The following is a 21,628-nucleotide window of genomic DNA, read 5'->3' as shown; positions in this document are numbered from 1 at the left end:
ATGAACAAAAATATTACCCAATACATTGCTGCAATCTACCTTTCTGCCTTTGTGATTTTTACAGGTTGTACCGGAGAAAAAGAAAATAAAGAAGTTGAAAAAAACTATTGCATCAGTAAAGAACTTAAAAAAGATATTAAGCTCGTGAAAGCAGAAATGCTTCCCATAGAAGAAAGTATCACCCTCACCGGAGAAGTGGAAAGTAATTCGGATAAAACCGTTCCCTTTGTAAGCCTGGTGGATGGAGTTGTTATAGATACCTATTTCTCACTTGGGGATTATGTGAAAAAAGGACAGACTCTGGCAAGTATAAAAAGTACAGCGGTAAACGAAATGCAGGATGATTCCCAAACTTTACAGGCTCAGCTGGCAGTAGCCAAAAGAAAGCTGACCTCCGTGGAAGCCATGTATAAAGATGATATTGCCTCTCAGAAAGATTTACAGGAAGCACGATCGGAAGTAGCCATATTGCAGTCTAATATTTCCAAGACCCAGAAAAATATGCAGCTGTATTCAGCAGGGGGAAATACCATTCAGATAAAAGCTCCTGCGGACGGCTATGTTATTTCAAAGAATATTTCCAAAGGAATGCCTGTTACAGCAGGTGGAGATCAGCTTTTTACCATTTCCAATCTGGATAAAGTCTGGGTAATGGCCAATGTGTATGCTACCAATATGAGACATGTGTATGTAGATCAGCCTGTAGTAGTGAAAACACTGGCATATCCGGATGATAGCTTTTCAGGAAAGATCAATACTATTTCTCAGGTTTTCAATGAAAACGAAAGAGTCCTCAAGGCCAAAATCGTTATGGACAATAATGGGATGAAGCTAAGACCCGGAATGTCTGCAGATGTTGTATTACCTGTTAACTCACAAAATAAATCTGCATTGGCCATTCCTGCTAAAGCTTTGATCTTTGATAATAACCAAAGCTATGTAGTTGTATACAAAAAAGACTGCGATCTGGAGATCAGACCGGTAACGGAGATTGCTTCCAACAGCCAGTATATTTATGTAGAAGGAAATTTAAAGCCTGGTGAAAATGTCATTGCTTCCAACGGATTGCTGATCTACGAAAACCTGAAAACCCAAATAAATAATTCCACCAAGTAATGCGAAAGTTTGTACAGAATATAGTTTCCTTCTCTTTAAAAAATTCATTGATCGTTCTTTTGGGGACTTTTCTTTTGCTGGCCGGAGGAATCTATTCTTATATGCATACCCCCATTGAAGCGTTTCCGGATGTTACCAATACAAGGGTAAGAGTCATTACTCAATGGCCGGGAAGAAGTGCTGAAGAGATCGAAAAATTTGTCACATTACCCATTTCCAAAGAAATGAATGCCATCCCGAATAAAACATCGGTGCGTTCTATTTCCTTATTCGGATTATCTGTTGTAACCGTGATTTTTGATGACCATGTCAATGATTTTTATGCCCAGCAATATGCTTCCAATAAACTCGGAAACGTAAACCTTCCTGCCGGGGCAGAATACAGCATTGAACCACCTTCAGGAGCTACGGGTGAAATTTACCGGTATATTATTAAAAGTAAACTTCCCATCAAAGAAGTTACGGCAATCCAGGACTGGGTAGTAGAAAGAGAATTACTGGCAGTTCCCGGTGTTGCAGATGTAGTAAGCTTTGGTGGAGAAGAGAAAACCTATGAAATAAAAATTAATCCTACAGAATTACACAATTACGACCTTTCCCCCCTGGATGTGTATGAAGCAGTTTCGAAGAGTAATATTAATGTAGGAGGAGATGTTGTGGCAAAAGGAGATCAGGCTTATGTAGTGCGGGGGATCGGTCTTTTGGAGAAGAAAGAAGATATTGAAAATATTAAGATCGAGGTAAAAGGTTCTACCCCAATTTTGGTAAAACATGTGGCTGAAGTTAAAATTTCAGCAAAACCAAGGTTAGGGCAGGTAGGGTATAATAAGGAAAATGATGTCGTAGAAGGAATTGTCATCATGCTTCGTGGTGAAAATCCAAGTGAAGTAATTGCCAGATTGAAAGACAGAATTCAAGAGCTGAACGGTGGAGAACTGCCGGGAGATGTTCAGATTGTTCCGATCATTGATCGTACAGAACTCGTGAATACCACCGTTCATACCGTGTCCAAAAACCTGATTGAAGGAGTGATTTTGGTTTCGATCATCGTATTTATATTCTTATACAACTGGAGGACAACTTTCATCGTAGCATCAGTCATTCCTTTGGCTTTCTTGTTTGCAATTATTATGCTTAAAATTCAAGGGCTGCCAGCCAATCTGATTTCCATGGGAGCACTGGATTTCGGACTGCTTCTGGAAGGAACGCTGGTGATTGTAGAACACGTCTTTGTGGCCCTCGAACTTAAAGCCCGGAAAATAGGAGTGCGGAGATTCAACAAAATTTCCAAGCTGGGGATCATTAAGAAAAGCGCAGGAAGTGTGGCAAGCTATATTTTCTTTGCCCTTTTGATTCTTATTGTTGCTCTGATGCCAATCTTCTCTTTCCAGAAAGTGGAAGGAAAGATGTTCTCTCCTTTGGCGTTTACTCTGGGATATGCATTATTAGGATCACTGATATTAAGTTTGACCTATGTTCCGGCGATGTGTAAAATCTTATTGACTAAGAATATTGAAGAAAAAGAAAATTTCATTTCAAAATTCTTCAAAGTAAATATCTATAGGATCTACGAATTCAGTGACCGTCACAAAAAAGGATTTATCATCGGTTTTGTTGCCTTACTTGCTATTTGCGGTTGGAGATTCTCCAATTATGGATCCGAATTTCTACCAAAACTGAATGAAGGAGCAATCTATGTGAGAGCAACCCTTCCCAACAGTGTCAATCTGGATGAATCGGTGCGGTTGACCAAAGAGATGAAAGAAATTTTAATGAAATATGATGAAGTAAAATTTGTCATGACCCAGACAGGCCGTCCGAATGACGGTACAGATCCTACCGGTTTCTTTAATATCGAATTTAATATCCAGCTGAAGCCGGAAGGGGAATGGAAGAAAAAAATATCCAAAGAGGAGCTTCTTGAAGAAATGAGAGTTTCCCTTGAAAAATATCCGGGAATCAATTTTGGATTCAGCCAGCCAATACAGGATAATGTAGAAGAATATGTTGCAGGAGTAAAAGCACCATTGGTTATTAAGATTTTCGGAAATGACCTCTTCGAGCTTGAAAATTATGCCAATAAAGTGGCCAATTCCATCAGAACAGTTCCAGGCATTTCAGATGTCAATGTGTTTAAAAATATTGGACTTCCAGAATTGAGAATACAGCTCCACGATTCTAAAATGGCAAAATATGGTATTTCCACAGCAGATGCACAGGCTGTCATCGAAATGACGATCGGTGGACAGGCTGCCACCAAATTTTATGAAGAAGAAAGAATGTTTGATGTCATGCTGAGATTTGAAAAACAGTACCGTGACACTCCGGAGAAAATGGGGAATATTCTCATCCCTACACAGGATAATAAGAAAGTCCCATTAAAAGAAATTGCAACCATAGATTATCATACCGGACCATCATTTATTTACCGTGAAGGGAACAGCAGATATATCGGAGTTGGTTTTAATATTGAAGGACGTGACCTGGGAAGTACGATTCAGGAAGCAAAAGCGAAAGTAGATAAGGAAGTAAAACTTCCGAAAAATCATAAAATGACGTGGGCTGGGGAATTTGAAAGCAAAGAAAGAGCGGCGAAACAGCTGGCAATGGTAGTGCCAATATCTTTAGTTCTTATTTTGATGCTGTTGTATTTCAACTTCGGAAATGTAAAAGATACACTGATCTCTTCCATTACACTGGCATTTGCGTTTATTGGAGGATTTTTATCCCTTTGGTTTACGGGAACTATCTTCGGAATCTCAGCGGGGATTGGATTTATCATCCTTTTTGGAGTAGCAACCATTGATGGTATCGTTCTGATCGGAGTGATGAAAGAAAATCTGCAAAGCAGAATGTCGCTTAAAGAATCCATTGCACAGGGAGTGAAAAGCAGAATACGCCCGGTGGTTATGATTGCCCTGATGGGATCTATGGGACTTCTTCCTGCAGCAATGTCGAATGGAATGGGCTCAGAAATTCAGAAACCTTTAGCCATTATGATTGTTGGAGGGCTCATTGTCTGTATGCTGCTGTCATTTACAATACTGCCAATTATTTTCCATTATGCCTACCGTAAAAAGCATAAGGAAACAATATAGTTTCTTTTATTTTGTTCATTATGAGGCCGGGATCCGTGAGGAAGATCCCGGCCTTTTTATTAAGAACTCTTTGTAGATTCTAAAATCTCAATATTTTTCACAACATCAATGCTTTCACACTTTTTAAATTCCTTTAAAAGAGCGGGAGTGAGGATCTTCGGATTCAGAATTTGTGTAGCAACTTTGGCTGCGGCGTAATCTACGATGCCAATAACAGATTCTCTTAAGAAATTCGGAGTATTGGAAGCTATCACGGCGGTCGCCCAGGAAGTATCTCTTGCTTTGGAAATGGCAAAATCAAGGACAACATTATCTTTTCCGTTGGAGAGCTTGTCTATGAGATCCACGGGATAACATATTTTGTTCAGAGAATCCTGCACATTCTGATTGATGGAGGCAATGACATTATTAATGTTCTCGAAATCTTTTTTTAACGGATTTATTTTCCGGTAGGGCATGATTGCAGCAGCAGAAACACCAAGATCGAGATTGATATGAGCATTCATGCCCAGGAATATATGCTGTAATATCAGCAGGTTTTTGTTTTTGGCGGCTTCAAAAGCGATATACCATGAATTGGTACATTTTTCTCCCTTGTTATAGCTTTCCCATGCCTGAAGATATCTTTGTGCAAAAGCAACGTCAAGTGATGTCATTCTGGGATTATCCTCAAATTTTTTCTGCTGAATTCCTTTCAGAACCTGTGCGGTCATAATTCTATAGGTACAGGCGAAATATCCTGCAGGACTCTTGTTTTCTTTGCACCAGATGATGATTTCATCCAGTTTTTTAAGAACTTCCTCAATGGTTTTCATGATAGTTTTTTGTTTAAAGATAATAAAAAAGTGAGCCGGAAAGCTCACTTTATGTATTGTTCATTCAGATTATGGGGTAATGATAATCGGGTCAGGAAAAGGTTCCAGAACCAGTGGTTTGCACATGGCTGCCGGTTGGCAGCTTCCCCCCATACATATAAAGTTAGTCATCGTGGTTGTACCGTCAGGACATCTGATCATTCCCTCACCATGGCATCCTCCCGGGCATTGTGCCGGATACAGTGTTCCTCCGAATACTTCTTTCAATTCTGTTCTTGAAAATTTTGTTAAGTTCTTTTTCATGAGATTAATTTTAATTATGATATTGATTTGTTGGTAACCCACTTACAATTAGATGAATAAGTTGAGTTCTCAATAAGCTAAAATAATTAAATTAATTCATTGAAACAAGATATATTTTTTTAATCATTGTGGTATTTGATAAAATGATTGTTATATGTAGGGCAGAATTAAAAAGGGCTATCTCAGGAAATGAGATAACCCTTTTTATTATTATAAATTTTCTAAGAACGTTACTTTTTAATCGCTTTAATCGCTTTTACAGTTCCATCTTCCATTTGAAGGTTGATCAGGTATAATCCTGAATTCAGTTCAGAAAGATTAAGTTCGTTGCTTGGGCTAAGAGTTTTTATCTGTCTGCCTGAAATATCACTTACCATAATAGATTTTACTCCTTTTGTATCAGAAATTCTCAATACATCTTTAAATGGATTAGGATAAATAGAGATGTCAGCTTTCTTACTTAGGCTGATATCTGAAGTAGAAAGTACATCCTGAACGCTTATGGTGTAGTCTTCTGCCTGACCCTGATTAAGATCCGCACATGGATTAGATAACTCTGTTCTTACAGAAGTTGTTGAGCTGTTAAAATGGTATTTAATTCTCATTCTGGTGGTTCCTAGAGCGGCAGTAGCGGGAACGGCAATATTTTTATTAACGGTTAAAGGAGTACCGGTACCTCCCGCAAAATCGGAAGTGACAAAGTAAGATTCACCAGCATCGGCAAAACTTCCGTTTTGATTCCAGTCTATGAATACAGTAAATCCAAATCGGTTGGTTGTTCCTACTGAGGTCCCTGTCATGGATATTGGATATGAAGTTCCTCTTATAACACTAGCTATTTTATTGGTGAAGCTTTCGTGGCCGTCACCTGTATTTGCAGTGGCGCTGGAAGCATTTGTCATATCACTGAAAACGACATTGGATATTGGGTATACACCGAGTTTAGCAAGAAGAAGACCACAATAAGGAGCATAAGGATTAGCACCGGTTGTGAATGAAATTTCCGGACATCCTGTGGCATCACCTAAAGCATTTGTAGGAGTAACAGTTGTGTATAATGTCGTGTTTTGAGGAAAGGTAGTAGATGCTGTAGGAGTATAGAATGTATTAAATGTACTTCCGTTATATATATTAGAGGCACCTGAGGTAGTACCGACTTTAATTTTGTAAGATTCTGCTCCGGCTGTTGCTGCCCAGGTAATCTGTTGACGCACGGATGCGCCGGTTGCACCACTTACGGGAGCACTTATAGTGGTACATGCAGGCATTGCAGTAACTTCCTGTTTAATTTTTACATTATCTATAAAGCTATAAAAATCATAAGTAGTTCCCGTAGTACCTACCGTCTGAATTCGAAGCATAAAGTTTCCGTTTACATTAGCACTTTCAGGAATTGTAGCTGTATACGAAGCACAGGTTTGGGCTGCAGCAGTTAATGTAATAGGAGTACTTACTGCAGTATACGTAGTACCACCGTTTGTAGAGTATTCAACATTAATATTACCACCAATTAGAGTGGAAGTGTCATAAGCAACCGTTGAATATGAAAAAGAAATGTCAATTTTTTTTCCATTGGCCGTTACACTTGCTGGTTTGGTGTATAACAGGTTTATAGTTCTGTTGGCAGTACTGGAACCATATGATTCAGCACCTATGGATATTGCACCGTCACAGTTCCCTACAATATACGTTGTAGGAGTTCCAGTGTATCCACCTGTAATTGTAAAATTAGGGTAAGTTCCGTTTTCAAAACTTTCCGTCACTAAAATCTGAGCGCTGCCCATTATAGAGAGCGCCATGAAACTCAAGAATAGTAATTTTTTCATATTGATAAGTTTTATTTTACCGAATATAATACTATTTCATTTTAAAACCAAATATGAAATAAAATTAACATTTTATAATCAAATTAATTGTGTTTTTTGAATTTAGTTTAAATAATTTCAACTGTTTTGTTCTTTTTGATTGTGATTTTAAATTTTATAATTGAATAGTTAGGGTTTGGTTGGCCTAGGGGTTTTCTTTTGAAACTTCATCATGATGTTTAAGATACAAAGGCAGAGCTGCAGATCCATACCATGGGAAAATTTCATAACTAAAGACTCCGGCTTGTACAGCGGGATCTGTTTTTACCCATTGTTCAGCTTCTTCCTTAGATTTGGTATTAAAGATGAACATGCCGCGGTAGTTTTCTTTATTCTTTTCTAGAAAAGGCCCGGCTACGATGATTTTACCTTCATCAGCAAGTTTACCAATATTCGTCATGTGGCCTTTCATGAGCTCGCCCATTTTGGCTTTATCTTCAATCTTGGTAGAGCCTGTTGTCAGCATAACAATCGTATAAGGTTTCATACCATATTGATCAGCTCCTAAAGAAGTTGCCAGTTCCTGATTAAATTTTGGCTTTTCTGCTTTCTTTTCCTGTGCAAAGGACAATGCGGATATGAGGAGGCATACGGTTAGTAATGGTTTTGATTTCATCTTGTTTTATTTTGATAAATATAATAAAAACCTTAAAAATTTAGGAGCACTGAATTTCAAAAAATGATATGATACAAAAAAACCTCGATGGTTACGAGGTTATATTTAATTGTTCAGATAAGTTTATTTTAATCTTTTATTCTTAAAAATTCTTTTGCCAGTTCAATCATTTTAGGATCTCCGGTATACTTACCATGTTCATCAGACAGTTTTACCGTAGGAATCCACTCTTTATTAGTGGCCTGTACCCCAATCAGTTTCATGACAATGTTCATGGGTTTCAATCCTACATCATTCGTTAGATTAGTTCCTATTCCGAAGGAAATTCCTATTTTTCCTCTGCAGTAGTTGGTAATTTCTTCTACTTTTTCAAGATTTAGGGCATCAGAAAAGATAATGTATTTAAACATAGGATTGATCCCGTTTCTTTGATAATGAGCAATCGTTTTATCTGCAAATTCCAGAGCATCTCCGCTATCATGACGTACACCATCAAAAAGCTTTGCAAATTTTTTGTCAAACTGCTGGAAGAAAACATCAGTGGTATACGTATCAGATAAGGCAACTCCAAGATCACCTCTGTATACATCTACCCAATGTTCCAGTGCCATTTCATTGGCCATTTTGAAACCATATTCAGCAGCGTGGAACATAAACCATTCGTGAGCATGTGTTCCGATGGGCTTTACGCCATACTTCATCGCAAAATGTACGTTTGAGCTTCCTATAAAAGTAGACTCTTTTTTTTGTGTTAAAGCTTCCATCACCAGATTCTGTACCTTATAAGAATGTCTTCTTCTGGTTCCGAATTCAGCAAACGTTACTCCAAGCCTGCCTAGTGAGTCTGCTTTTTCCAACGTTTTGCTCATCACCACTTCATTGGAATCTCTTTCCATATGGTTCATTTCGTAATGCAGCTCGCTGATCAATGCCAGTAAAGGAACTTCCCAAAGGATTGTTCTGTACCAAAGTCCTTCTACAGTGACAGAAAGATCTCCTCCTTCCTGATGAATTTTTACTTCAGATGGATCAAAATGGTATCCCTCTAAAAAATCCAGATAGGGAAGATCAATATAAGGACATGTTCTTGCCATGAACTTTTTTTCGTCTTTCGTAAGTTTAAGTTCTGCCATTTTATTAACAGCTTCCCTTAAAGCAGCATCAAATCCCACCGGAAAGTGGTGTTTTCCTCTGTTGATAAATTCATATTTTACAATAGAACCAGGGAATAGTTTTACCACGGCATTCTGCATGGTTATTTTATAGAAATCATTATCTAGAATAGAGTTCAATCTTACGTCGTTCATAATATGTGTAATTTTAACGCAAATATAAAAATAAAAAATAAAATCGCCTAAATGTAAGGCGATTTTTTTGAAATATTTTAATCCTTTTTATGGAGTTATTTTCCAAGATAAGAATTGTACATCCAAACTTCTTTCTCCTGTTCGGTAATATAGTCGCTCATCTGCGAATTGGTACCTTCATCTCCCGCTTCATCGGTAATATCTAAAAGTTCTCTCTGCAGATCAATCACTACTTTGAATGAGCTTAAGATCAGCTCAACACTTTTTGTTCCGTCAGTTACCTCTTTGCTTTCTTTAATTGTAGCCACCTTTAAATAATCTGAATAGTTGTGGGCAGGAATTGCACCCAATGTCAGAATTCTTTCTGCAATTTCATCAATCTTTAAAACCAGGCTGTTGTATAATTCCTCGAACTTCGGGTGAAGAGTAAAGAATTGCTCACCTTTGATGTTCCAGTGTGACCCTCTTGTATTCTGATAAAATATAGAGTAGTTGGCTAACAGGACATTTAATTTTTCTGAAATCTTTTTACAATCGGCTTCTTTAAGGCCAATGATACTAGCATTTTTCATATGTATATATTTATTTTTTAAGGTTAGATAAAATCGCCGGCTTCCATTGGATAAGTTTTGAAATACCGTTTTGGCGATTGTATGAGTTGATCATTTGTATATCCCAAATTTACGAAATATCGTGCCGAACTCCTCTCTTTATTAATAGATGATAACTATAAGAAAATTTTTAAAAATAGTTTGGATGTATCAGATAAAATACTTGAGCTCTATTTTGGATATGAAATTTTAGAAACGATCTCCAATGATGTAAATTTCATAATTATTTAATACTCTTTTTTTACGTGGCAAAATATATTTTTTCAGGTCTCTTTTCCGTATGTAGATTAGGCTTCTTTGATTGTCATATTGAAATGTATTTGATTTTTGATGTAAGTCTTTGATTTTAATTTTTATATAAGTATTTGCAGATTAAAAAAATATTACTATTTTTGCACCCTAAAATAAAAAGCAATTAAATGCCTACTATTCAACAATTAGTAAGAAAAGGAAGAGCCACGCTTGCCAAGAAGAGCAAATCGGCTGCCCTTGATTCTTGTCCACAAAGACGTGGTGTATGTACGAGAGTATATACAACTACACCTAAGAAACCTAACTCTGCACTTAGAAAAGTAGCAAGGGTAAGACTTTCAAACGGTAAAGAAGTTAACGCCTATATCCCGGGCGAAGGACATAATCTTCAAGAGCACTCGATAGTATTGGTTAGAGGCGGAAGGGTGAAAGACCTACCGGGAGTACGTTACCACATCGTAAGAGGTGCATTAGACACCGCTGGTGTAAATGGAAGAACTCAGAGAAGATCTAAGTACGGAGCTAAGAGACCTAAACCAGGACAAGCACCTGCTGCTCCTGCAAAAGGAAAGAAAAAATAATCATTAAATAAGGTACAAAAGCAATGAGAAAGACAAAAGCGAAAAAAAGACCGTTGTTACCAGATCCAAAGTTTAATGATCAATTGGTAACGAGATTCGTAAACAACTTGATGCTTGACGGTAAGAAGTCAATTGCATTCAAAATATTCTATGATGCACTAGAGATCGTAGAAACTAAAAAAGGAGAAACGGAGAAAACTGCCCTTGAAATCTGGAAAGATGCACTTACAAATGTAATGCCTCACGTAGAAGTACGTTCTAGAAGAGTAGGTGGAGCTAACTTCCAGATCCCTATGCCAATCAGAGCTGATAGAAAAATTTCTATGGCAATGAAATGGTTAATTAGCTACTCTAAAAAGAGAAATGATAAGTCTATGGCTTTGAAATTAGCTAATGAAGTAGTAGCTGCTTCAAGAGAAGAAGGTGCTGCTTTCAAAAAGAAATCTGATACTCACAAAATGGCGGAAGCTAACAAAGCTTTCTCACACTTTAAATTCTAATTAGAAATGAGTAGAGATCTTAAATTTACAAGAAATATTGGTATTGCTGCCCATATTGATGCAGGTAAAACTACCACTACAGAAAGAATCTTATTCTACACGGGAGTTAACCATAAAATTGGAGAAGTTCACGATGGTGCTTCTACAATGGACTGGATGGAGCAGGAAGCAGAAAGAGGTATTACTATTACTTCTGCTGCAACTACTTGTTCTTGGAACTTTCCAACAGACCAAGGAAAACCTCTTGCAGATACTAAGCCTTACCACTTCAACATTATCGATACACCGGGACACGTTGACTTCACAGTAGAAGTAAACAGATCTTTAAGAGTATTGGATGGATTGGTATTCCTTTTCTCTGCAGTAGATGGAGTAGAGCCTCAGTCTGAAACAAACTGGAGACTTGCTGACAACTACAAAGTAGCTAGAATGGGATTTGTAAACAAAATGGACAGACAAGGTGCTGACTTCCTTAACGTGGTAAACCAGGTTAAAGATATGTTAGGATCTAATGCAGTTCCAATCGTTTTACCAATCGGTGCTGAAGAAGATTTCAAAGGTGTAGTTGACCTAATTAAAAACAGAGCTATCGTTTGGGACGAAGCAGGACAAGGAGCTACTTTCGAAGTAGTGCCAATTCCTGAAGACATGAAGGCTGAAGTTCTGGAATACAGAGAGAAATTAGTTGAAGCTGTTGCTGATTATGATGATACTTTGATGGAGAAATTCTTCGAAGATCCAGATTCAATTTCAGAAGAAGAAATCAACGAAGCTCTTAGAAAAGCAACTATCGATTTATCTATTATCCCAATGACTTGTGGTTCTTCATTCAAGAATAAAGGAGTACAGTTTATGTTGGATGCTGTATGTAAATACTTGCCTTCTCCATTGGATAAAGATGATATCAAAGGAACTGACCCAAGAACAGATCTTGATATTACAAGAAAACCATCTGTAGACGAGCCTTTCGCAGCTTTGGCATTTAAGATTGCTACCGATCCTTTCGTAGGAAGATTGGCATTCTTCAGAGCATACTCTGGAAGACTAGATGCAGGTTCTTATATCTTGAACACGCGTTCAGGAGATAAAGAAAGAATCTCAAGAATCTATCAGATGCACGCTAACAAGCAAAATCCTGTAGAATATATTGAAGCAGGAGATATTGGTGCAGCGGTAGGTTTCAAATCTATCAAAACTGGTGATACTATGTGTGATGAGAAACACCCAATCGTTCTAGAATCGATGGTTTTCCCTGATCCGGTTATTGGTATCGCTGTTGAGCCTAAAACTAAGGCAGACCAGGATAAAATGGGTAACGCTCTAGCTAAATTAGCTGAAGAAGATCCTACTTTCCAGGTTAAAACTGACGAAGCTTCTGGACAGACGATTATCTCAGGAATGGGTGAACTTCACCTTGATATTCTTGTAGATCGTATGAGAAGAGAATTCAAAGTTGAAGTTAACCAAGGACAGCCTCAGGTTGAATACAAAGAAAATCTTACAAGAGTTGCTCAACACAGAGAAGTTTATAAAAAACAATCTGGTGGTAAAGGTAAATTTGCTGATATCGTATTTGAACTAGGACCTGCTGACGAAGGTAAAATTGGTTTAGAATTCATCAATGAGATCAAAGGTGGTAACGTTCCTAGAGAATTTGTTCCTGCAATTGAAAAAGGCTTTAAAGCTGCAATGAAGAACGGTCCTTTGGCTGGTTTCGAAGTTGAAGGTATTAAAGTTGTTCTTAAAGACGGATCTTTCCACGCAGTGGATTCTGATGCTCTTTCTTTTGAAATGGCTGCTAAATTAGGATTTAAAGAAGCGGGACGTGCTGCTAAGCCAGTAATTATGGAGCCTATTATGAAACTGGAAGTTGTAACTCCAGAAGAATATATGGGTAACATCATTGGTGACCTTAACAAGAGAAGAGGTACAATCAGTGGTCAGGAAGAGAAAAATGGAGCTGTTGTAATCAAAGGTTCTGTTCCACTTTCTGAAATGTTTGGATATGTAACTACTCTAAGAACACTTTCATCAGGAAGAGCTACTTCTTCTATGGAATTAGAGAAGTATCAAGCTACTCCACAAAACGTTGCTGAAGATATCATAGCTAAAGCAAAAGGTTAATTTTTAAATTAAAGAAATGTCACAAAGAATCAGAATAAAACTAAAATCTTACGATTACAACTTGGTAGACAAGTCTGCTGAGAAAATCGTAAAAACGGTAAAGGCTACTGGTGCTGTTGTAAACGGACCAATTCCATTGCCAACGAATAAGAGAATCTTCACAGTGTTGAGATCTCCGCACGTAAACAAGAAGGCAAGAGAGCAGTTCCAACTTTCAGCTCACAAGAGACTAATGGATATCTACTCTTCTTCTTCTAAAACTGTTGATGCTCTAATGAAATTAGAACTTCCTTCAGGTGTAGACGTTGAAATTAAAGTGTGATAACTGCATACTTTGCAATGATTATACAATCCGTTCCTTTTTAGGGACGGATTTTTTTGTGAAGTTATCTTACATATACATGAAATAAAACATAAAGGGCAAACTCATTGTAATATGAATTTGCCCTTTTTTATATTATGCTTTCAATAACCATAAAATAGGTTTATGGGATAACCATTAACGATAGATTATTTCTGTTTGGGGATTCTAAAGAGTCCTCAGGAAGGATTAATGATCTGATATTAATAGTTCTTTTTAAGGTGACATATGTCAGTGTGTTTTATTTATTTAGAATCAATAAAAATAATAATTTTGCAAAAAATTATCAGATGAATAAAGTAATATCCTTTTCTCTGCTAGTATTAGGTGGGGTTCTTGCCAATGCACAGAAAGTAAATGATTCAGTTAAACACAAGAAAATTGAAGAAGTAGAACTATTTGGTGAAAGAAAGAAACAGCCGCAAGGTCTGGATGCAATTACAAGATTGCCTTTGAAAACCAGAGATCAGATTCAGAGTATTTCTGTAATTTCCCATAAAGCAATTGAAGAATTAGGAGCACTTACAGTCACTGATGTTGCCAAAAACGTTCCAGGGGTAACCTTGTTTTCAAGTTATGGCGGAGGGAACGAAAGTATGTCCATCAGAGGGTATCGTGGAGTTCCCGTATTGAAAAACGGAGTGCAGCTGGATTCAGATTTCCGTACTGCAGGGATGATCACAGATATGCAGGGAGTAGAAAGTATTCAGGTGATCAAAGGATCTGCCGCAATTGGTCAGGGAATAGGAAACGGATTGGGATCTGCAGGAGGAGTTATCAATGTTGTAACGAAAAGACCACAGTTTATTGATCAGACTAATGTAGGATTCCGTTACGGAAGCTGGGATTTTTACAGACCTACGGTAGACTTCCAGAGAGTATTAGATTCTCAGGGTAAAGTTGCTGTAAGATTCAATGGTGCATATCAGAATAACAATTCATTCAGAAGCCATGTAAAAGGAGAAAGAATCTATGTAAATCCATCTATCGCTTTCCGTCCGGATGATAAAACATACATCAATGTGGAAATGGATTATCTGCATGATAAAAGAACACCGGACAGAGGAACAATCAACCTTGCTCCGGGAACTGTTGAAGCATTATATCACATGCCAAAAGGTAAGTTTTTAGGATATACATCTGATTATTCAAAAACTGAAACTTTTAACTTCGCGACTACAATCGTACGTAACCTTACGGATAAATTAAAAGTGAGAGCTGCTTTCGTTAATTCTGTTAGCAATACAGATTCTGAAGCTTCATCCGTTTCATTACCGGCAGGTGAAACCAACTATAATATCAGACAACGTACAATAGGAAAATCACAAGGTGAAGATATCAATAAAGTATTACAACTAGACTTCATCGGAGAACAAATAAAAACAGGATTTATTAACCATACCTTCCAGGTTGGTTTTGACTGGAGAGAAACAGAAACTTCATCTACAACCTATGAAGCATATAAAAACTCAATCGCACCTGGGAATTTAATTACGGCACGTGCTACAAAAATTGGAAATACAACCTACGCTGCTAATCCACTTGATATTTTTGACGTAGTGAATGGAAGCATTCCAAATCAGCTTCCAGTGAATGTTGTCTATAAAAATCTGGGAAGATCAAACGCTGTATTGACTCCAAGTATTGGTGCAATGGCTCAGGATGTAATGACCATCGGGAAATATGTGAAAGCACATTTGGGAGTTCGTTATAGCAGATTAAATGGTTCTGCCAATGAATCTGTAGATACATGGAATCCTAATTTCGGATTAATTGTTTCTCCACTTCCAAACGTTAACGTATTTGGATCATATACCACTACAACATCTTTAAGATCTTCTAATAACTTCCTTTTAGATGGAGGTAAAGTAGGTCCGTCAATGACTAAACAATGGGAAGCGGGTATTAAATCAGACTGGTTTAATGAGCGTTTAAGATTTAACGTAACAGTATTTGACATTAAAACAGATCACCTTTCATTCACTATTCTTGACGAAAACTATAACCCTGTTGTGATCAACAAACAAACGATGTATGGTCTTGCAGGAAACCTTAGAAGAAAAGGAATTGAAGTAGAATTGATCGGTAGAATTCTTCCAAACCTTCAGGTGATGTCAGGATGGGCATATCTGGATGCTCAGTATCAGGACAGCCCTGCTTACATGAACGGATCAGCACCAATGAACGCTCCTAAGCATACCGCAAACGGATGGCTGAATTATAAATTCAATAAAGGAACTTTATCCGGACTTGATGTTGGTGCAGGAATTTATTATGTAGGAAAAAGACCGGTTGACGAATGGACTCAGAAAACGTTTACAGCAGGCCACCTGAACAGTGTGAAACCTGGAGACAAACCTTTTGATATGCCGGAATATACTACCGTAGATGCTCAGGCAGGATATTCACTGAAAAATGGAATGGGAATAAGAGTATTCTTTAATAATATTTTTGATAGTGTAGGGTACAGCTCTTATTTCAGAGGAGGATACATCGATCAGATTCAGCCTAGAAACTTTGCGGTACAGGTAAACTATAAATTCTAATCAACAAAATCAGTTATTATGAAAAGTATCAAAACATTAATTTTTGCATTGGCTCTAGGCGCTGTTACGGTGTCATGTTCCGGAGATAAAAAGAAAGGAATAGATTATAACCAGTTCAAAACTGAAGTAAAGCTTACCCCCGAACAGGAAAAAAGCTTTGATGAGATCACCAAAAAATATCAGGATCTTCAGGAGCAAAACTTCCAGGCAGCGAAAGCGCAGGGAGGAAATATGGACCGTGTAGCTTTAGGAATCAAAAATGAAGAACTGAGAGCACAGCAGTCTATTGAAATTGCTACGGTTTTAGATACACCACAGATGGAAAAGTTCAACAAATTTGTTGATGAAAATGCCAGAAAAAGGCCAAGATATGACAACGCACTGTTAGAAAAAATCAAAACTGAAGCTCAGCTTTCTGATGATGAATTCAAAGTAGTGAATGCAGCCAATGATGCCTTTGAAAAAGCATTCAATGATGCACATGATGTCTATCACGGGAATAATGATCTGGCTAAGCAATACTGGGAGAAATTTGATGTCCAAAGAAAATTAGCGATTCAGAAAGTCTTGAGCCCTGAGCACTATGTGAAATTTGAAGACATCGTAAAAGAAGTTCAGTTCAAAGGAAGAAAATAACGACATTGATACCAATGAGGGCTGGAAGCAGGAAGAAAGGAGATGAATATAATATGGGGATAAAAGTGCTTACTGCCTTTTTAAGAAAACTTATTCAATTTGGTGAAAGTAGATTAAAGTGAGATCAGTACTCTTTTAAACCAAGAAATTTTCGTCATCAGCTTCATGCTTCCTAACCCGAATTTGTATTAACTTTTTTTAATTTATTCATATCAATTTTAATTTAAAACATTAAGACGGTCAAACTGTCTTAATGTTTTTGCTATTAAACAATGAAATTATTATTTAAAAGCCTTTACAGGAAAAGAAGAAAAAACGAATCCATCACAAAATATCTGATGTGGATCATTCATCTCTGGCTGGGACTTTTATCAAGTGCTATTGTTTTTGTGATGTGTCTTACCGGATGTCTGTATGCATTCAAAAATCAGATCATTGATGTTAGCAATAAAGACAAAGTTTATATATATTCCCACTCGGGGCAAGTTAAAAACCCTGATGTAATCCAGGCAGAATTATTAAAACAGAATAAAGAACTTACCTCTTTAATGATTCCGGATGATAAAGGGAAAAGTTATGTGATTGGTTACCGCGAAAATCAGTTGGATAAAAGCACTTATTATAATCAGTATACTGGGGAAATTCTTGGGCAGCCCAATGTGGGATCCGGTCAATTTTTTGAAGTAGTTCTTGATCTTCACAGGAAACTGATGATGGGAAATGTAGGAAGACAGATTGTAGGAGCATCGGTTCTGATGTTTTGTATTCTTCTGATCTCTGGTTTCATCCTTTGGCTTCCGAAAAAGCTGAAGTTTTTGAAACAGGGGTTGACGGTTATGTTGAAAGCGAAATTTCAGCGGGTCAATTATGATCTACACAATACGCTTGGGTTTTATACTTTTTTAATGCTTTTCTTTATTGCTGTTACCGGATTGTATATAACCTATCCATGGGTGAAAAATGCACTTATTGTAAGTCTGGGAGGGTCTTCAATAGATAGTATTTCAAAAGAAAAAGACAGTGGTGAAGATGCCTTTGGAGGACTTCTTGGAGATATGCTTCAAAAGCAGGATGAAAAGAAAAATCTGAAAAATGTGGCTTCCGCTTCTGTGGATAAGATTTTAAAGCTGGCAGATCATCACCTCCCTTATCCTGCGGTTACCAGTATAGAACTGCCCAACAAAGAAAATCCGCGTTATGTTGTGATCAAAACCAACAGGCAGAATTTCCTTGGAATGATGTTTCCGGATGAAGTAACATTTGATAAAACAGGAGTTTTCAAGACCAAAGAACTATTCTCGGATAAACCTTTGAACAAACAATTTACCGCTTTAGCAAAACCTTTGCATACAGGGGAGATCATGGGGCTGCCGAGTATTATTCTCTACTTTATAGTGTCTCTTATTGGCTGCTCTCTGCCTGTGACTGGATTTCTCATCTGGTGGCACAGGTTTAGAAAAATGAAATAAAATAGGATAGGCTGCTGTCTGAAGTGTTTAGGTACCATATATTCATTTCTTTTTCCGTTTTCAGATTATTTTTTTATACATTTAGTATATAAAAAAGTAAAAGTTATGGGTCATAAAGGGAATCATTTTTTTGAAAATTTTTCAAACTGGGCTGTAAAGTTTACAGGAAGTGCTTATGCTTTTATAGGAGCTTTCCTCATCGTTGTGGTCTGGGCGGTTTCAGGTCCTTTTTTTGACTATTCAGAAACCTGGCAGCTGGTGATCAATACCGGAACTACAATCATTACATTTCTCATGGTATTCCTGATTCAGAAAGCTCAGAATAAAGATTCAAAAGCCATACAAATAAAGCTGAATGAGCTTTTGGCGGCTCACGAAAAAGCCAGCAACAGGATTGTAGATATTGAAGATCTTACAGAAGCAGAATTGGATCAGCTTCATATCTATTATGAAAAACTGGGTGAGCTTGCCAAAAAAGATGCAGATATCCATACTTCTCACTCCATTGATGCTGCACAGAGAAATCAGGATTATAAATATGAATTCTTTAAAAGAAAACATGAAGAATGGATGCAGAAGCATGAACAAAAAAAGGAATCAATTTGATTCCTTTTTTTATTTACTTTAAAACTATTATTTCATGAAATAACTAAAATAACTACAGCTTCCCATCAGGTTTTTCGTAGTTTCTGTATCAGAATACTGAGCTTTTAACTGAGCAAAATAGGTTCTGTATTTTTGATTCTTAAGATGGTCCATTTCTTTCTGGCGGGCATCTTCTTTTTCAGACCATTTTGGATCGGAATAATCAAAGTCTTTTGGAGCCTTTGCTTCGTACTGGTAATATTTACCCTGTTCAGCACTTGCCATCTGGAATAAGAGTCTTGCTTTTTCTTCCTTGTTATTAGAAAGCTTAAGAGCTTTTTGATAATAGCTTATTGACAAATCAAAATTATCAGGTTCAATATAAGAAGTGTCAAGGAAGTTTTTGTAATAATACTTGTAAGGATTCTTTCTGTCGGTGTTCCAGAAGTTGTATTTACCACCGTTGCTGTTGTCAATATCCATGACAAACAATTCACGGTAATATCCTAAAATAGAAGTATTATACAATAAGTTTCCGATAAGCTGGTTGGCCTTTGCAGCCTTTTCACCCGTTCCGTTTCCAATCTTTTTAAGTTGAATCAGGACATCTGCCAGTTCAAGTTTATTCATACTCGTTTTTATGAAAGGGAAATCAGTGTAATTTTCTGCTTTCATACTTTCTGCATCCGGACTTCCGAAACTTTCCCAAACATTATGCCCGAATACCAGATCTGAAATGTTTTTAAATCCGTCATATTCTGCAGGAGTATATTGCTTGGTCGTTATGGTTTGGCCGCTCTTTTCTGTCCATTCATAATTTTGTCTTGGAATACCGGCAAAGCTTTTTGCTTTTTCGTAATAAGATTTCGCCTTTTCAAAGTCGGCAAGTCTCATGGCTCTGTCTCCGTAAATTGTGCTGAAGAATGCATCGATGTTACCTACACTGTCCATGTTTTTGGCGATGATCTGCTGCTCAAACTGTGTTTTATTAGCCTTTCTGTAGAAATCTTCTACACTTTTTACCAAACCGGAGTTTGGATTGTACTGAAGATCAGAAAGCTTATTGTTCATCAGGAAAGATTTTCCATCTTCACCCTGAAGTAAATAACGGTTGGCCATAACATCCTTCAGGAAATCAGCAGTAGAAGGCACTTCACCATAATAATCGAAATTATCTGTATTGGCTGTGTCTTTCACTACTTTTTTCTCTACGAAATACTCCGCATAATCTTTCATCAGATGATCTTCATATTCGGCATCAATTTTTGGTTGGGAAACAATATCATTCAGAACTTTCATTCGTTTGATCTCTTCCAGATATTCAGGATTTGTTGTTTTGATATCATTCAGAATTTCTGTGCTTTCTTTGTAATCCTTTTTCAGGAATTTAAGATAAGCATTGGCAATCTGCCAATATTCATCCTTAGATTTCTCTTTGGTTTTGTCAGTGAATTTCTCAAGATCGTCAAGATAATCCTTCATCTTATCATCATATCCATAGCCGGAAGTAGTGTAGAAAGGAATTCTGTTCGGATTATTCAGTAATTCATCATCACTCTGATCTGTTTTACTTCCATCGGCAGATTCTTTAGATTTTGAGCCTCCGAAGAGATTTTTAAAGAACCTTACAATCTTTTGCCAGAAAGAAAGTTTTTCCTCTTTTACTTCAGTTTTAGTCGGGGTATTAGCCTCTTTTGAAGTAACATTAGTATCAGCTTTACCTCTTTGTACATACGGATTATTGGCTGCATCTGAAGTATAATAATAAGTAGGAAGATAGCTTCTTTCCAGTTCGTTGATACTTCTGGCTGCCATTACCTTCAGAATTTCAGAATCAGGGTTTATTTCATACATCTTTTCCATGGTAGGAATAGGGTTGTTGAAGTCCTCATATCCCAGAAGGAAATAAGCCATATTCTTTTCTTCATTGGTATTGGCTCTTTTCATGATATTGCTGAAAGATGCCGTATCAGAAAGTTTCATAGAAACAAATGCAGATTCCTTACGGTCTTTGCTATTCATGAATACCTGGAAGAAGTTCCAGTTGGCATCGTTATTCATTTCCAGTCCTCTTTGTGCTCCCCCCAGCTGGTCCAGAGACATGAAGTAAACCGATCCTTTCAGTTTTATCGGAGCAACATAGCTTTTGAAAGCCTGTACTGCAGAATCATAGTTTCTGGTATAATGATTCAGACGTACGAGTTGATATCCATACCGTTGTTTGATTTCAGGGTTTCTTGCTGCATTGTACAAAGACGTTAAGGCAGCAATCGTTTTATTATAATCAAGAGCTGTGGCATTTTTTCTATTGGCATCCCGGTCGTAATAAAATGAATTATCATTTTCAACATAATTGATGCTCATATAAGGCTCCAGATATTTGGCCTCAATTAAATAATCAATGCCTTCCTTATATTTCTGGTAAAATCCGGAACCCAGTTTTTGTAAAAGAGGATTGGTCGGATTTCCGTTTTTTAAAGCATTCAGATCGTTCATGCTGATCTTATACACCAGATTCTGAGTTTCAGAATAGCTAAGCTGATTATTAAAGAACTTTTTCCATGTTTCAATATTATCATCAGGAATCAATGATGGGTTGTATCCTCCATAGAACCTGCTTGAATAGCTGTGTAGAAAAGGAAGATAAGCCTTGTCTTTGATAATACTTTGCGTAAAAAGGTTGAAGTAATCATAATCAGGATCTGACCACGCGCACGCATCAGATTGTGTATAGAAAAGTGATACAACCGCAAGTGAAAGAATGTACTTTTTCATAGGGTTTGTAGTGTGTTTTTAGTTTCTTAATAGTTTATGGTTTGGTCTTGACAGTGGGTGTGTCTCTA

Annotated in this window: 17 protein-coding genes; 10 read left to right on the top strand and 7 right to left on the bottom strand. The window is 37.2% G+C overall.

What is annotated here, in order from left to right; all coding sequences use genetic code 11:
* Both C1634_RS00560 and C1634_RS00555 read left to right on the top strand, forming a co-directional pair.
* Positions 1 to 1,116 (top strand): efflux RND transporter periplasmic adaptor subunit, encoded by a 1,116-nt coding sequence (locus C1634_RS00560; RefSeq protein ID WP_103232429.1) that lies wholly within the window; start codon positions 1 to 3, stop codon positions 1,114 to 1,116.
* The gene (locus C1634_RS00555; RefSeq protein ID WP_109737762.1) at positions 1,116 to 4,214 is read left to right on the top strand and encodes an efflux RND transporter permease subunit; all 3,099 of its coding nucleotides are present in this window, start codon (positions 1,116 to 1,118) and stop codon (positions 4,212 to 4,214) included. Before C1634_RS00560 ends, C1634_RS00555 begins: the two co-directional genes overlap by 1 nt.
* Positions 4,215 to 4,273: 59 nt before the next feature.
* On the opposite strand, the gene C1634_RS00550 is transcribed toward C1634_RS00555, so the two are convergent.
* The 6 genes from C1634_RS00550 to C1634_RS00525 form a co-directional block, all read right to left on the bottom strand.
* Entirely contained in the window at positions 4,274 to 5,029 is a 756-nt protein-coding gene (locus C1634_RS00550; protein ID WP_103232428.1) for a DUF5995 family protein, read from the bottom strand.
* Between the two features lie 69 nt (positions 5,030 to 5,098).
* The gene (locus tag C1634_RS00545) at positions 5,099 to 5,332 is read right to left on the bottom strand and encodes a hypothetical protein (RefSeq protein ID WP_109737761.1); all 234 of its coding nucleotides are present in this window, start codon (positions 5,330 to 5,332) and stop codon (positions 5,099 to 5,101) included.
* A gap of 230 nt (positions 5,333 to 5,562) precedes the next feature.
* A complete protein-coding gene (locus C1634_RS00540; RefSeq protein ID WP_103232426.1) occupies positions 5,563 to 7,158 on the bottom strand; it encodes a GEVED domain-containing protein in 1,596 nt (531 codons plus the stop codon).
* 184 nt (positions 7,159 to 7,342) lie between these two features.
* Positions 7,343 to 7,813 carry a YciI family protein gene (locus C1634_RS00535; protein ID WP_103232425.1) on the bottom strand — a complete coding sequence of 157 codons (471 nt, stop codon included), beginning with the start codon at positions 7,811 to 7,813 and terminating at the stop codon, positions 7,343 to 7,345.
* Positions 7,814 to 7,941: 128 nt separating this feature from the next.
* Complete coding sequence (gene pncB / locus C1634_RS00530; RefSeq protein ID WP_103232424.1) at positions 7,942 to 9,120, bottom strand: nicotinate phosphoribosyltransferase; 1,179 nt, start codon at positions 9,118 to 9,120, stop codon at positions 7,942 to 7,944.
* 95 nt (positions 9,121 to 9,215) lie between these two features.
* Positions 9,216 to 9,692 (bottom strand): Dps family protein, encoded by a 477-nt coding sequence (locus C1634_RS00525; RefSeq protein ID WP_103232423.1) that lies wholly within the window; start codon positions 9,690 to 9,692, stop codon positions 9,216 to 9,218.
* A 458-nt stretch (positions 9,693 to 10,150) separates the two neighbouring features.
* Between C1634_RS00525 and rpsL the strand changes: the two genes are divergently transcribed.
* The 8 genes from rpsL (at position 10,151) to C1634_RS00485 (ending at position 18,806) form a co-directional block, all read left to right on the top strand.
* Positions 10,151 to 10,564 carry a 30S ribosomal protein S12 gene (rpsL, locus tag C1634_RS00520; protein WP_027381287.1) on the top strand — a complete coding sequence of 138 codons (414 nt, stop codon included), beginning with the start codon at positions 10,151 to 10,153 and terminating at the stop codon, positions 10,562 to 10,564.
* Between the two features lie 23 nt (positions 10,565 to 10,587).
* Entirely contained in the window at positions 10,588 to 11,064 is a 477-nt protein-coding gene (gene rpsG, locus C1634_RS00515) for a 30S ribosomal protein S7 (RefSeq protein ID WP_089734635.1), read from the top strand.
* A gap of 6 nt (positions 11,065 to 11,070) precedes the next feature.
* Complete coding sequence (gene fusA / locus C1634_RS00510; protein ID WP_103232422.1) at positions 11,071 to 13,188, top strand: elongation factor G; 2,118 nt, start codon at positions 11,071 to 11,073, stop codon at positions 13,186 to 13,188.
* Between the two features lie 16 nt (positions 13,189 to 13,204).
* Complete coding sequence (rpsJ, locus tag C1634_RS00505; RefSeq protein WP_002661363.1) at positions 13,205 to 13,510, top strand: 30S ribosomal protein S10; 306 nt, start codon at positions 13,205 to 13,207, stop codon at positions 13,508 to 13,510.
* A 329-nt stretch (positions 13,511 to 13,839) separates the two neighbouring features.
* A complete protein-coding gene (locus C1634_RS00500; RefSeq protein ID WP_103232431.1) occupies positions 13,840 to 16,095 on the top strand; it encodes a TonB-dependent siderophore receptor in 2,256 nt (751 codons plus the stop codon).
* A gap of 18 nt (positions 16,096 to 16,113) precedes the next feature.
* Entirely contained in the window at positions 16,114 to 16,731 is a 618-nt protein-coding gene (locus C1634_RS00495) for a hypothetical protein (RefSeq protein WP_109737760.1), read from the top strand.
* A gap of 272 nt (positions 16,732 to 17,003) precedes the next feature.
* The gene (locus C1634_RS00490; RefSeq protein WP_109737759.1) at positions 17,004 to 18,200 is read left to right on the top strand and encodes a PepSY-associated TM helix domain-containing protein; all 1,197 of its coding nucleotides are present in this window, start codon (positions 17,004 to 17,006) and stop codon (positions 18,198 to 18,200) included.
* Between the two features lie 105 nt (positions 18,201 to 18,305).
* The gene (locus C1634_RS00485) at positions 18,306 to 18,806 is read left to right on the top strand and encodes a low affinity iron permease family protein (RefSeq protein ID WP_109737758.1); all 501 of its coding nucleotides are present in this window, start codon (positions 18,306 to 18,308) and stop codon (positions 18,804 to 18,806) included.
* Positions 18,807 to 18,833: 27 nt separating this feature from the next.
* On the opposite strand, the gene C1634_RS26265 is transcribed toward C1634_RS00485, so the two are convergent.
* Positions 18,834 to 21,560: a hypothetical protein gene (locus C1634_RS26265; protein WP_103231563.1), complete on the bottom strand. Its 2,727-nt coding sequence runs from the start codon at positions 21,558 to 21,560 to the stop codon at positions 18,834 to 18,836.
* Between the last annotated feature and the right edge of the window lie 68 nt (positions 21,561 to 21,628).

Origin of the sequence: Chryseobacterium viscerum, from assembly GCF_002899945.2 — a bacterium.
Classification (GTDB): Bacteria; Bacteroidota; Bacteroidia; order Flavobacteriales; family Weeksellaceae; genus Chryseobacterium; species Chryseobacterium viscerum.
Note: the sequence above shows the minus strand (reverse complement) of the source record. Positions and strands in the feature narration are given on the sequence as shown.

Coding starts and splice junctions, on each gene's coding strand:
- rpsL (WP_027381287.1), top strand. CDS start 10,151: ATGCCTACTATTCAACAATTAGTAAGAAAAGGAAGAGCCACGCTTGCC.
- C1634_RS00540 (WP_103232426.1), bottom strand. CDS start 7,158: ATGAAAAAATTACTATTCTTGAGTTTCATGGCGCTCTCTATAATGGGC.
- C1634_RS00545 (WP_109737761.1), bottom strand. CDS start 5,332: ATGAAAAAGAACTTAACAAAATTTTCAAGAACAGAATTGAAAGAAGTA.
- rpsJ (WP_002661363.1), top strand. CDS start 13,205: ATGTCACAAAGAATCAGAATAAAACTAAAATCTTACGATTACAACTTG.
- C1634_RS00490 (WP_109737759.1), top strand. CDS start 17,004: ATGAAATTATTATTTAAAAGCCTTTACAGGAAAAGAAGAAAAAACGAA.
- C1634_RS00500 (WP_103232431.1), top strand. CDS start 13,840: ATGAATAAAGTAATATCCTTTTCTCTGCTAGTATTAGGTGGGGTTCTT.
- C1634_RS00525 (WP_103232423.1), bottom strand. CDS start 9,692: ATGAAAAATGCTAGTATCATTGGCCTTAAAGAAGCCGATTGTAAAAAG.
- C1634_RS00560 (WP_103232429.1), top strand. CDS start 1: ATGAACAAAAATATTACCCAATACATTGCTGCAATCTACCTTTCTGCC.
- C1634_RS26265 (WP_103231563.1), bottom strand. CDS start 21,560: ATGAAAAAGTACATTCTTTCACTTGCGGTTGTATCACTTTTCTATACA.
- C1634_RS00495 (WP_109737760.1), top strand. CDS start 16,114: ATGAAAAGTATCAAAACATTAATTTTTGCATTGGCTCTAGGCGCTGTT.
- C1634_RS00485 (WP_109737758.1), top strand. CDS start 18,306: ATGGGTCATAAAGGGAATCATTTTTTTGAAAATTTTTCAAACTGGGCT.
- fusA (WP_103232422.1), top strand. CDS start 11,071: ATGAGTAGAGATCTTAAATTTACAAGAAATATTGGTATTGCTGCCCAT.
- pncB (WP_103232424.1), bottom strand. CDS start 9,120: ATGAACGACGTAAGATTGAACTCTATTCTAGATAATGATTTCTATAAA.
- rpsG (WP_089734635.1), top strand. CDS start 10,588: ATGAGAAAGACAAAAGCGAAAAAAAGACCGTTGTTACCAGATCCAAAG.
- C1634_RS00550 (WP_103232428.1), bottom strand. CDS start 5,029: ATGAAAACCATTGAGGAAGTTCTTAAAAAACTGGATGAAATCATCATC.
- C1634_RS00535 (WP_103232425.1), bottom strand. CDS start 7,813: ATGAAATCAAAACCATTACTAACCGTATGCCTCCTCATATCCGCATTG.
- C1634_RS00555 (WP_109737762.1), top strand. CDS start 1,116: ATGCGAAAGTTTGTACAGAATATAGTTTCCTTCTCTTTAAAAAATTCA.